At 39.4% G+C, this 13,092-nt stretch carries 8 protein-coding genes; 7 read left to right on the top strand and 1 reads right to left on the bottom strand.

The features are described from left to right. The first annotated feature begins 135 nt into the window (after positions 1 to 135). From FJ709_RS08545 to FJ709_RS08535, 3 genes are all read left to right on the top strand, one after another. A complete protein-coding gene (locus FJ709_RS08545) occupies positions 136 to 756 on the top strand; it encodes a hypothetical protein (RefSeq protein WP_226415459.1) in 621 nt (206 codons plus the stop codon). Positions 757 to 784: 28 nt separating this feature from the next. After that, the gene (gene mfd / locus FJ709_RS08540) at positions 785 to 4,294 is read left to right on the top strand and encodes a transcription-repair coupling factor (RefSeq protein WP_226415457.1); all 3,510 of its coding nucleotides are present in this window, start codon (positions 785 to 787) and stop codon (positions 4,292 to 4,294) included. A 77-nt stretch (positions 4,295 to 4,371) separates the two neighbouring features. Then, complete coding sequence (locus FJ709_RS08535) at positions 4,372 to 5,385, top strand: peptidoglycan binding protein CsiV (RefSeq protein WP_226415455.1); 1,014 nt, start codon at positions 4,372 to 4,374, stop codon at positions 5,383 to 5,385. A gap of 833 nt (positions 5,386 to 6,218) precedes the next feature. On the opposite strand, the gene FJ709_RS08530 is transcribed toward FJ709_RS08535, so the two are convergent. After that, positions 6,219 to 8,375, bottom strand: a complete 2,157-nt coding sequence (locus FJ709_RS08530) for a bifunctional diguanylate cyclase/phosphodiesterase (RefSeq protein WP_226415452.1) — start codon at positions 8,373 to 8,375, stop codon at positions 6,219 to 6,221. A gap of 334 nt (positions 8,376 to 8,709) precedes the next feature. Between FJ709_RS08530 and FJ709_RS08525 the strand changes: the two genes are divergently transcribed. The 4 genes from FJ709_RS08525 to FJ709_RS08510 all read left to right on the top strand — a co-directional run bounded on the left by FJ709_RS08525 (position 8,710) and on the right by FJ709_RS08510 (position 12,930). Continuing rightward, the gene (locus FJ709_RS08525; protein ID WP_226415450.1) at positions 8,710 to 9,879 is read left to right on the top strand and encodes a methyl-accepting chemotaxis protein; all 1,170 of its coding nucleotides are present in this window, start codon (positions 8,710 to 8,712) and stop codon (positions 9,877 to 9,879) included. Between the two features lie 62 nt (positions 9,880 to 9,941). Beyond that, on the top strand, positions 9,942 to 10,304 hold the full coding sequence (locus FJ709_RS08520; RefSeq protein WP_226415447.1) for a response regulator: 363 nt from the start codon (positions 9,942 to 9,944) through the stop codon (positions 10,302 to 10,304). 52 nt (positions 10,305 to 10,356) lie between these two features. Then, a complete protein-coding gene (locus tag FJ709_RS08515) occupies positions 10,357 to 10,671 on the top strand; it encodes an STAS domain-containing protein (protein WP_226415445.1) in 315 nt (104 codons plus the stop codon). Positions 10,672 to 10,710: 39 nt separating this feature from the next. Beyond that, on the top strand, positions 10,711 to 12,930 hold the full coding sequence (locus FJ709_RS08510; RefSeq protein WP_226415443.1) for a chemotaxis protein CheA: 2,220 nt from the start codon (positions 10,711 to 10,713) through the stop codon (positions 12,928 to 12,930). Positions 12,931 to 13,092: the final 162 nt, after the last annotated feature.

Here is a 13,092-nt window from a genome sequence, read left to right as displayed (position 1 = left end):
GCATATTAGCGCGTATATTGGTTATGCTTGAGTCAAAATTGACGCTAAAACCATTACAAAAAGCTTATGACTTGCTAAACCATCAAGTTGGGCATGATAATAGGTGTATTAGATTGATAAATAAAGAGGCAAACCTTGATAAACGATAGCAATTCTTATTTTAGCGTGCCTCACCAATTTAATGTTTATCTTTCGCCCTGGGATAAACAACGTCCTATCCCTGATGACACCCAACTCAGGCAAATGCAATCTACTGGACTTAAACTACTGTCAGAAGTTAAAGCACTTGAATCAAATTGCTTGTTGCAGTTACGCCAGCTAGACAGTGCGACCCAATCTATTGTTGAATTTTTAAAGTTACAATCCCGTAAAGTCGATTTAGTATTGCAGCATGTGCTTGAAAAAGAAGCCCAAGCTGGTGTGCAATATCAAGGACATCAATTTGGCGGCAGCGGCTTGAGCCTTTTTTCAGACAAACAAATGGATATTGGCAGTATTTTTAGTTGTCATATATACCTTCATGCCGAAGTGGTTGCCGTACTGTGTATTTGTGAAGTCACTGGCTCATACCCAGCAGATAAAGAAGAAGCCATTGCTCCAAATAATCCAGCAACGATTGAACAGGCATTATGGCAAACTGACCTCGCCTTTATTCAAATTTTAGATGAAGATGTTGAGCAGTTAGTTAAAGCCAGTTTAACTGTACAACAAAAAATGCTTAAACTGCGCAAGCAGCTGCGTAAAGACAATCTGTAAGTTCTCTCAATACAAGTTAATCAATTAAATGAAACAATTTAGTGTAATCGCTCCGCCAAGTGTTAAAAAAGGCCAACAACAGCAAGTTTTAACCACCCTTGGCGGCGTATCCCAAGCGCTCACTGTCGCAAATTTAATTAACCAGCATTCAGGCACTAGCTTGATTGTCACCCATGACACCCCAAGTGCACTGACCTTAGAAGCCGAACTCAGCTATCTTTTGGCCAATACTGGTGTCAATGTGTGTTTATTTCCTGACAGAGAAACCCTGCCCTACGACAGTTTCTCACCGCATCAAGACTTAATCTCGCAGCGCTTAGAATCACTGGCGCAGATCAGCCAAAGTAATCATAACGTGGTGATTGTGCCGGTAAACACCTTGATGGTGCGACTCCCGCCAAAATCATTTTTAACCGCCAACGTGATGATTTTGAAAAAAGGCGACATATATAGCCTTGATCAAGTTCGTCAGCATCTTACAGATACCGGCTACCATATTGTTGATCAAGTCTATGAGCACGGTGAGTTTGCCATTCGTGGTTCGATTATTGATATTTTCCCTACGGGTTCCAAACAGCCACTGCGTATTGAACTGTTTGACGATGAAGTCGAAACCATCCGCTTTTTTGATGTTGATACCCAACGTTCAGGCATGGCACTTGAGCAAATTAGAATGCTGCCCGCGAAAGAGTTTCCTACAGACAGTGCTGCAATTGAAGGCTTTAGGCTGCGATATCGTCGCCGTTTTGAAGTGATTTCTAAAGAAGCCGAATCAGTGTATCAATCGGTGAGTCGTAATATTATGCCTGCGGGCATAGAAAACTATTTGCCGCTGTTTTTTGATGAATCATCTAGCTTATTTGATTACCTGCCAGAACAAAGCCAGCTTATTACCTTGGGTGACATTGATAAAGCCTGCGAGCATCATTTACAGGAAGTGCACAGCCGTTATGAAGATCGCCGCGTTGATCCATTAAGGCCCCTATTAGAACCCAAAGAGCTTTACCTGCTAGCGGACCAACTGTTTGCGGCATTTAAACCTATGCCCCGCAGCCAAGTCATTAATGCAGTGTTTGATGAGCAAGGTCAAATTAATCCAGATTCACAGCCAAAACATGCGCTACTTGCTAAGGCAAATAGCATTAGTGATATCAATGCCAATCACAAACTCAAACAGCCTTTATTAGCACTACAGGAATACAGTCAACAGCATCCGCAAATGCTATTTGTGGCTGAATCTGAAGGTCGACGTGAAGCTTTGATTGAATTGCTGGCAAAAATTGGTATTAAACCAAAACTGTTTAAGCACATTGATGACTATGTCACCGCCAAAGAGTTTATCGGTTTAGTGGTATCTCCGCTTTCTCGCGGATGTGAGTTAGAGCTAGGATCTAAAGGTAAAGTCAGCATTATTTGTGAAACCGAATTATTCGGTCATCGTATTTCACAACAGCGTCGACGTGAGAAGCAAAAACAAGTCAGTACTGATGTGTTGGTTAAAAACTTAGCTGAATTAAAAGTTGGTCAACCTATAGTGCATTTAGAACATGGTGTTGCACTGTATCAAGGATTAGAAACCTTAGACACGGGCGGTTTAGTCGCTGAGTATTTAAAACTTGAGTACGCTGGCGGTGATAAACTTTATGTGCCTGTATCCTCACTGCATTTAATCAGCCGCTTTAGCGTGGGCAATGATGAAAACACCCAACTAAATAAGCTAGGCAACGAAACTTGGGCCAAAGCCAAGAAAAAAGCCATTGAACGTATTCGTGATGTTGCCGCTGAATTACTCGATGTTTATGCCCGTCGTCAAGCTCGCCCAGGTGAAGCCTTGGCACTTGATGAAGAAGAATACGCCGTATTTGCCCAAGGTTTCCCCTATGAAGAAACCGTTGACCAAGAAAGCGCGATTCATGCGGTATTAGCAGATTTACAAGCACCTATGGCGATGGACCGTTTAGTGTGTGGCGATGTGGGCTTTGGTAAAACAGAAGTGGCTATGCGCGCAGCCTTTGTTGCCGTCAATGCCGGAAAACAAGTCATCGTATTAGTACCCACCACCTTGTTAGCACAGCAGCACTATGAAAACTTTACTGACCGCTTTGCTGATTGGCCATTCGTAATTGAAGTGATGTCACGTTTTAGAACCACTAAAGAGCAAAATCAAGTGGTGCAGTCATTAAGTGAAGGCAAAGTGGATATCGTTATTGGTACCCATAAGCTGCTCACAGCAGAGGCTAAGTTTGATAACCTCGGCCTACTGATTATTGATGAAGAACATCGCTTTGGCGTGCGTCAAAAAGAAAAAATTAAAGCCTTACGTGCCAATATCGATATTCTGACCTTAACCGCCACGCCTATTCCGCGCACCTTGAATATGGCCATGTCGGGTATGCGAGATTTATCGATTATTGCTACGCCACCAGCAAAACGTTTAGCGGTGAAAACATTTGTGCGCGAGTACGATATTGCCACAGTACGAGAAGCCATTTTGCGTGAAATTTTACGCGGTGGCCAAGTGTATTATTTACATAATAATGTCGAAACCATTGAAAAAGCGGCCCAGGATATTCGCGACCTGTTACCAGAAGCCAGAGTCGTAACCGCCCATGGCCAAATGCGCGAACGCGATTTAGAAAGAGTGATGGCTGACTTTTATCATCAACGTTTTAACGTACTGGTATGTACCACTATTATCGAAACCGGCATTGACGTGCCTAGCGCCAATACTATTTTGATACACAGGGCTGACATGTTTGGTTTAGCCCAGTTACATCAATTACGGGGCCGAGTGGGCCGTTCACATCATCAAGCTTACGCCTATATGATGACACCGCACCCAAAACGTATGACCTCAGATGCGCGTAAACGTTTAGAGGCCATTGATGCCCTGGAAGATCTGGGCGCAGGATTTTTGTTAGCCACCCAAGATTTAGAAATCCGTGGAGCAGGTGAATTACTCGGTGATGAGCAAAGCGGACATATCAGTAAAATTGGTTTTAGTTTGTACATGGAAATGCTCGAATCAGCCGTCAAAGCGCTTAAGGAAGGCAAAGAGCCGTCATTAGCCTATATGATGAATGCGATTTGTGACATTGACTTACGTATTCCAGCCTTGCTACCTGAGGATTATGTTGGTGACGTCAATATGCGTTTATCACTATACAAGCGAATTGCCAATTGTGACTCTGAAACCATGATTGATGAACTTAAAGTCGAGTTTATTGACCGTTTTGGTATGCTACCCGATCCAACCCGTAACTTGATGGACATTACCTTATATAAACACCAGGCAACAGAGCTAGGGCTGCAACGTATTGAGATGCACTCAAAAGGTGGCAGCTTAGAATTTGGAGCGGAACATAGGGTCGATCCGATGTTTATCATCGGTTTATTACAAAAGCAGCCACAAATCTATCGAATGGATGGGCCAAATAAGTTAAAGTTCACCATTCCAGCTGAAACCAGTAAAGACAGGCTCGAATTATTAAAGACTTTACTTGAACAGCTTGCTAAACATCAAACTGGAGAGCAGTAGTGCTTTTGAACATAACAGTGCTTTTTAAAAAAAATGTCCTTTGCAAAATATCAGCGTTACCCAGTATCGCGATAACCATGGCAACGCTCGGTGCGTTAACGTTTTCATCTCAAGCCCAAGCTGAATCTTGGTTTGAGGTTGAGGTATTTGTTTTTGAACGTGAAAGCTCATCGCTAGAGCAATGGACTAATGCCGTTGCACCGAAAATTAGCGATCGTGCGGTCGATTTCATCACGCCCTTAATCAGCACAGATATTACCGGCGTTGCTGTGGGACTCAGTGGTTGTAGTGCTAATGATTGGTCTACCGAGATCACCCCAGACTGTAATGACCCGTTAACCAGCAGTACGGTACGCAGTCACCCAAGCCAGGTGCCATTTACTATTGCAGCATCAAGTGAACAGCAAGCTTATATAGGCATAGGGCCACTCTTGCTTGCCGACAGCCAAAGCAAATTTAAAGATATTATCCGTACCGTTAGCCGTGAACGTAATGTCAAACCGATTGTGCACTTAACCTGGCAGCAAAATATGGAGTCACAGCGCAGATCAACTCCGGTAAGAATATTTGGTGGGAAAGACTTTTCGAAACAATTTGATTATCACGGCCAGCAAGTGAGTGGACAATCTCAAACCGAATCGTCATATCAACTGTCAATGAATGACTTTTCAACCTTGGGCGATATGACTCAAACCGAGCAAAAAAAACCGGTATGGGAGCTCGACGGCACCATCAATATTTATTTAAGCCATTATTTATATATTGAAAATAATTTAGCGCTGCGTAAACCGACTCAAAAGTTAGTCGAGTCTAACCGTAGCGAGTTCAATCAGTTTAATGCGGTCAATACTAAAGTTGAAAAGACGATGAAGCCGTTTTTACAAGTGATCCCATTAGCGCAAAACCGTCGGGTGCGCAGTGGCGAAATTCACTACTTTGATCATCCGCAAATGGGCATGGTAATGCAAATTCGCAAAATGGCTCAGCCAACCTCGGTAAAGCCAATTGATTTAAGTAAACCTAGCTATCAAGCCCAACCAAATTCTCAAAGTCAAAGTCAATCCGGTGTTGTGCAACCCTATGGCCAGTAATCCTTAAGTTAATGCTATCTAGGTGAATAATATCTAGAACGAGTACAAACCGGATCATGTATCCGGTTTTTTTATACTTGAAAATATGCTTACTGTACGACGATAATATAATTTGATAAAAAATTAAGGTTGTCATGAACGGTAATGACGTAATAGTTTGATAAATTATCAGAGAACAAATTTCATTTTTTGAGAATAAAGTTTGATCACTTTGAAACTCACTTTTGGACAAAAGCGGGTTGCAAGATTTGTTTTTCTAAAAGTTTGCCCTGACCAAACTAAATTTTAAAACTCAATTAAATTTTCATTGGCGTCAAAGGTTGACTACAAGTGCAGATGATCCAGCCAGACGCCGCAAGCACCTCCATGTGGGCTTAACCAAAACATCCTTGTTTTGGATACTCGCTGGCTCATCTGCACCCGCATTTATATCTCTTCGATTTAGCTTTATTTGTGATTGTAGTAAAAGCTAAATCAGAACAAGAGTTAACTCGTTTTTGGACAAAAGCGCGTTAGAGTTAAAACTCTTAAAGTGACGATATTCATTAGGAAAAGTATCCCAATCGGATATGTACTAGCGCTGTTGCCCTGGCACATTAAGCAGGAAAATCACACGAGTGCTTAATTTTTAAACTCTACGTTTGACCTTCAAGCAAAAGAACATGAAACCATCCTAGCTATGAAGATTTACGAGTTATGGCAGTTCGTTAAATAATCTGGTTTCGTTCAAGAAATGTTCGCGATCTCGCACTGGTACAACAAGGCCTCTCACTTTGGTTGATTTTTAAAATATCTTCAAATAAACATTTCATAAACAATTGAAAAAAATTAATTTAAAGCCTTCCATCAACTAAACAAGGTTTATTTTTCCAATTATCCATCCAACTTAATATATTTTTTGCAGGCATAGGTTTTGAGATGCTATAACCTTGTGCAATGTAACTGCCCATTGAAAGTAAGAGTTCAGCATGTTCGGGAGTCTCTACACCTTCTACAATCACTTTAAGACCAAATGCCTGCGCTAATCCAATAATACCTTGAATAATTGCTTTGTCATTCGGATTTGTTAGCATGTTTATAACGAACGATTGGTCTATTTTTAAAGTCTCTACAGGCAGACGTTGTAAGTAGGATAATGATGAATAACCTGTACCAAAATCATCAATTGAAAAACTCACGCCAAGCTTATTACATGCTTTGATTACTTTTGATATTAATTTGATATCTTTCAATGCACTGGTTTCTAAAATTTCAAACTCAATGCCTACTTGTTTAATGTCACCATACTCAAGAATCATCATCTTCAAGTCGCTTACAAAGTTATAGTGCTGTAAATGCAAGGCGCTGATATTTATGCTTATTAAAATATTAAGCCCCAAAGATAGCCAACACTGATGTTGTATCAAAGCATTCTTAATAACCCATTTACCTATTTCAATTTCTAATATATGATTTTGGATCACAGGTAAAAAAAGATTAGGAGATACAATTCCTTTTTCAGGATGATTCCAACGAATAAGCGCTTCTAAACCAACTACTTCAAGTGTGCTAAGATTTACCTTTGGTTGGTAATAGAGTAAAAATTCTTCATTGGTTAACGCTTCTTCTATCCTCTGTACTTCTTCATTCTTTAATATTACTGCTGCATCATTTTCTATATCAAAAATATGTCTGCAATTTTTTCCTTTTTGCTTGGCTATATACATGGCTTGGTCTGCATGTCTTATCAACTTGTCTGGGTCTGAATCATCTAAAGGATAATGTGTGACACCGATACTAGCAGAAATCTTAAGTAATTTTTTTTGAATGATAATTGTAGAAGAAACAGCCTTAAGCATACGAGCTACTACGACATCACTTTCTAAGGGCGAGGAAATATTGCCAATTACCGCAACAAACTCATCGCCTCCAATACGAGCTAATGTGTCGTCAGCTCTCAGTACATTCTTCAATAAAGTTCCAACTGTTATCAATAGTTCATCACCAATATTGTGACCATAATTATCGTTAACTTTTTTAAAACCATCTAAATCAATAAATGCTATTGATACATATGTATTATTGCTATGACTTTTATCAAGTGCCTGCTGAATTCTTTCGGCCAATAATTTTCTGTTAGGCAATCCTGTTAAAACATCATAATATGCAAATAGTACTAACAAAGAGTTCGCGCTTTCTAACTCTCTATTACTTTTCTCTAATCTTCTCTGGTTAGTTTTTCTTTCAGTAATATCTTGAAAAATACCTGTTAGGCGAATAATTTTTCCTCCCTCGCGTATTATAGTACATGTTGTTCTTACATCTATTTCTTGACCTTTGAAAGTAAAAATCTGTAACTCAAGGTCATAACCGATTCCATTAATAATAGCTCTTTCGAAAGCTTCAGAAATAAGCTTTCTAGAATCGGGTAAATAAAGATCTATAGCTGAATCTACCGAAGGGTTAAATTCTTCTGCAGACGTTTCATGTATTCTATAAGTTTCATCTGACCAAAACAGAACATTTGTAATTAAGTTTAAAGTCCACCCACCTAATTTCCCCATTCGCTGTGATTCATTTAGCAACTCACTAGACAGAAGCATTTGCATTTCGATATCTTTTCGTTGTGTAATGTCTTGGTGAGATCCCACCATTCGCTTTGGATTACCTGCATCATCTCTTTCAACTAATTTACCCAACGCTAACACCCATATATAATGACCTGATTTATGTTTCATTCGGGCCTCAAACTCATAGAAAGGAATCTGATTATTGAAATGTTGATCTAGTAGAATATTGGCTCTAATAAAATCATCAGGGTGAATAGTATTAGACCAGGTACTAAATTTTATCGGTTGTAGTTCACCAAGAGTATGTCCTAGCATATCTGCCCAAATTTTATTGAATTGTAAGTCCCCCGTTTGAACTTGCCAATCCCATATACCAACACCAGTTGCATTAAGAAAAGCTTCGAAACGTATACTTTCGAGATTAGGTATTTTGCTGTTCAAAGTTATGTCCTTGCTAATGAGCTCTTTTTCTTGGAAATGCAATCACCCAAGAACACTAAATTAGTATTGCTTGTGAATTTATATGAGGTACATTAAAAATACAATACTAATTTAGTTTTTTATGTGTTAATTTGCGAATCTGTTTTAGCGGATAATGTTTTTTAGTTGAGGAGTGCAATAAATGTTTTACAAATATTCATTAGAGTTAATTAAACCGAGTTATTAGATTATTAATCCTCCGCTGTTTTATAGAGCTGATACTCTAATTAAATTAGATTTTTAGTTGGCATCAGATTTTTGGCAAAATATAACTCACAAAGTGACCGGAAGTATTATGCGTATAGAAGTTCATATCTACCCATTTGTGCTAGGCACCATTAGTAGCTTACTTTTGTTATTATTTTCTCAATTTTCAATCGTTATTATCGTCAGTACTTTGCTTATTACTGGATTAGGTTTGCTATTTGGCCACTGGACTCATCAGGCTTTAAGTTTAATTAAAACACAAGTTGTTGAACTTAAATCTCAAGTTAACACTCAAAACGAAGCGAATAAAATAATCAATAATGCAGATAAACTTTGCCTGGCAGTGTTCCCTATTTGGAACCGTCATATCGAAACGACCCGTCAACAAACTGAAACAGCAACAACCGAAATGGCTAATACTTTTAGTCAGTTGGTTGAAAGTTTAAGCCAAGCTTTTCCTACCCATTTAGAATCAAGCGATAAACAAGATAACAGCTCTATTGAAAAAACGTTTTCTGCAGCAGAAAAAGCGCTTAATAGCGTTTTAGCCTCATTGCAAGCAACACAGCATGATAGAACGGCAATTTTAAATGAAGTACGCATGTTAACGACTTACACTGATGAGTTAAAAAAAATGGCTTCTGAAGTTGATGCCATAGCTGGGCAAACTAACTTATTAGCACTAAATGCTGCTATCGAAGCGGCTAGAGCTGGTGAAACAGGAAGAGGTTTTGCCGTGGTAGCCGATGAAGTCAGAAAGCTATCATCCTTGTCCAGTGTAACAGGTAAAAATATGACCGAAAAAGTTAATGTTATTAACGGAGCCGTTAATGGGGCTTTTTCGGTGGCAGAAAAAGCCAGCAAAGATGATGATGGCATGATGGAACATGCTGAAAGGTCCATTAAAGAAGTACTAGCCAGTTTTACTATTATTGTAAAAGATTTAGCTGATTCAAAGGGTGTCATGCAGCAAGAAGGGCAAAATATACAGCAAGAAATTGCTGACATGTTAGTTTCATTACAATTTCAAGACAGAACTAGCCAAATTTTAACGCAAGTTAATCAAAGTATTGAGGACCTGTGTTCGACGATCAATCAGGTACATACCAATCGACAAATAGGACAAGAATTTACTGATAGTGATCTCAACCATTGGCTGACTGAAATGGAAAAAGGCTATGCCATGCTTGAACAAAGAAATAATCATGGTTCAAATAAGAAACAGCTTAATGTCGCTGAAGAAATAACCTTCTTTTAATAAAAAATCACTATTTAACCACCAACTACACAAAGATAATAATAACGATTAAGGAATATTTAATGGCTAAAACAATCATGATAGTGGATGACTCCGCTAGCTTAAGACAGGTCGTGAGTATTACCCTCAAAGGCGCAGGCTATAATACTATTGAGGCATGTGATGGTGTCGATGCACTAAAAAAGCTTGCTGGTGCTCAAATAAACCTAATCATCAGTGATGTTAACATGCCGAACATGGATGGGATCAGCATGGTAAAAGAAGTCAAAAAACTCCCCGCACATAAGTTTACTCCCATCATAATGTTAACTACAGAATCTCAAGCTGACAAAAAATCAGAAGGACAGGCTGCAGGCGCTAGAGCCTGGGTTGTTAAACCTTTTCAGCCTCAACAAATGCTCGCTGCTGTGGCTAAATTAATTTAGTTATTAAGTTAAGGCATCAACAACCTAACATAAATTAAAGGATTACTGAACCATGCTGACATTCACAGAAACAGATCAAGGTGGCCGCGCTCATATTGAAGGTCCTATGACGATACATAACGCTATGAACCTAAAAAGCCAATTTATGGGTGCCTTAAGTGCTAGTCAACATTTAGAGTTAAATTTAGCCGCCGTTACCGAAATTGATGCTGCAGGATTACAACTTCTGATAATGGCAAAGCAACATCAAATACACATTCAGCATGAACTTAATTTAATTAATCACAGCGAAACGGTATTAGCAGCCTTTGAAATGATGGGCTTAGTTAGCTGGTTTAATGATCCGGTTATTATTACTAGGCAATAAATATTAATCACTGTAATTAAGAGATATAGGGATTTTTCCATGGATGAGATAGAGCAAGTATTAGGCTTATATATTTCAGAAAGTAGGGAGCTACTGGATGAAATGGAATTATTATTACTCAATCTAGAAAACGAACAAGATCAGGCTGAAAGTCTCAATGCGATTTTTCGTGCTGCACATACGATTAAAGGTTCAGCTGGGATTTTTTTGCTCGATGATGTTGTTCACTTCACTCACGGCGTGGAAAGTTTACTTGATAAAATGCGTGATGGTAAAATTGCATCAAACTCTGAACTCACTTCTTTACTATTAGATTGCAAAGATCATATCAGCTTGCTTCTAGATAACGTCGAGCATAAAACAGTTCTTGCCGATCATGATTTTCTTAATGGTAAAGCACTACTTCAAACCTTAATTATTGTGGTTAAGCAAGGTGGTACTGATGGCCCTAAAGAACCGCCTAACGACAATACCCAATTGGTACCCACTCAAGACGTTGAAAGAGAGAATAGTCCCAAAGTACTAAGCGACAATTGGCATATTTCAGTGCGTTACCATCCAGACTCGTTCCGTTTTGGTATGGATCCTTTAGCAATATTGCGCTATTTGACCACTTTAGGCGATATTGAGTCTATTACGACACTATTCCCCTCCTTACCCAGCGCCTCTGAAATGGATCCTGAAACCTGTTATTTAGGTTATGAAATCAACTTTAACAGTCAAGCCAATAAACTTGATATTGAAGGAGCATTTGATTTTATTCGCGATGACAGTCAAGTCCATATTATCCCTCCCAGCAGTCGTATCAGTGATTTCATCACTCTTATCGAGTCTCTACCCGAACAAGATATACAGTTAGGTGAAATTTTAGTCCAATCGGGTTCATTAACGCCTAATGAGCTTGAATTTGCTTTGAGTCTACAAAGGCAATTGAAAAGTCAATCCATCGAGGTGCCACTGGGGACGTTAGTTGTCAATAATGGTCTAACACAACAACCTGTACTTGAATCAGCAATAGCTAAACAAAATCAGATACGCGATGTAAAAACAAAAGAAATTCAATCGGTAAGAGTCGATGCTGAGAAACTAGACCAATTAATAAATCTAGTGGGTGAGCTTGTGATAGCAGGGGCGAGTTCAAGCCTGCACGCACACCGTTCAGGTGACCGGGTCTTAATAGAATCTTTTTCCATGTTAACTCGTTTAGTCGAAGAAGTGCGTGATGCTGCTTTACAACTTCGGATGGTACAAATTGGCGCCACATTTACGCGTTTTCAACGTGTTGTGCGCGATGTTGCCAAGGAATTGGGCAAAGATATTGAGCTAGTGATTACCGGTGCTGAAACTGAATTAGATAAAACGGTTGTTGAGAAAATTAGCGATCCTTTAATGCACTTAGTCCGCAACTCTATGGATCATGGTATTGAAACACCCGATGTGCGCATGGACAATCAAAAATGTGCTAAAGGCAAGATTACTCTTAATGCCTATCACGACTCAGGGATGATAGTGATTGAAGTATCTGATGATGGAGCCGGTCTTAATTATGAAAAAATTCTCAAAAAAGCCCAACAAAAAGGCCTAGTGCTTGAAGGGGAAACGTTAGATGTACAAGAGGTTAATAACCTCATTTTTGAACCCGGTTTTTCCACTGCTGATTCGGTAACTAACTTATCGGGTCGCGGGGTGGGAATGGATGTCGTTAAACGTAATATTACCGATCTTAGGGGAACGGTTGAGGTACAGAGCACTTTTGGCCACGGGGCCATGTTTAGTATTCGTTTGCCGTTGACCTTAGCCATAATAGACGGTTTTTTAGTCGAAATTGAAAAGTCGTCCTTCGTAATACCATTAAACATGGTACTAGAGTGCGTTCAGCTGAGTGAGGGCAACTCAGACATTGATCCAAATACACAGCAAAGTTATATCAACCTCAGGGGAGAAGTCTTGCCCATTATTAGACTCAGGAGCTTGTTTAATTTAGGCGGGCGTGTGCCTAAACGAGAGAATGTCATCGTAATATCTTGCCTTGGCAGCAAGGTTGGCTTGGTGGTCGATAAACTGGTGGGGGAATATCACACTTTTATTAAACCCTTAGGTAACATATTTATTCATATACAAGGAATAAGTGGTTCTACTGTTATTGGCAGTGGCGAAGTTGCGCTTATTTTAGACGTGCCTAACTTAGTACAAAAGATACTAACAACTGAATCAGCCAAAGCCCTTTACAGCCAGACCGAGCGCATGAATGTTCAATAATTGACCTTAACAATAAAGGTACACTCAATTGCACTCGTTAATATCTGTTTTCAGCTTAACATTCGTATAGACCATGAGTGTTTATCGAACAGTTATTGAGTAATAAACGTTCATACGGTAGCTCTAACGAGGTATGCCTGTTCGTCAGGCGGTGAATGAGTA

This window comes from Shewanella glacialimarina (genome assembly GCF_020511155.1).
In the GTDB taxonomy this organism is placed as follows: domain Bacteria; phylum Pseudomonadota; class Gammaproteobacteria; order Enterobacterales; family Shewanellaceae; genus Shewanella; species Shewanella glacialimarina.
The sequence above is the reverse complement of the archived record's forward strand: the minus strand, read 5'-3'. Positions and strand labels throughout refer to the sequence as shown.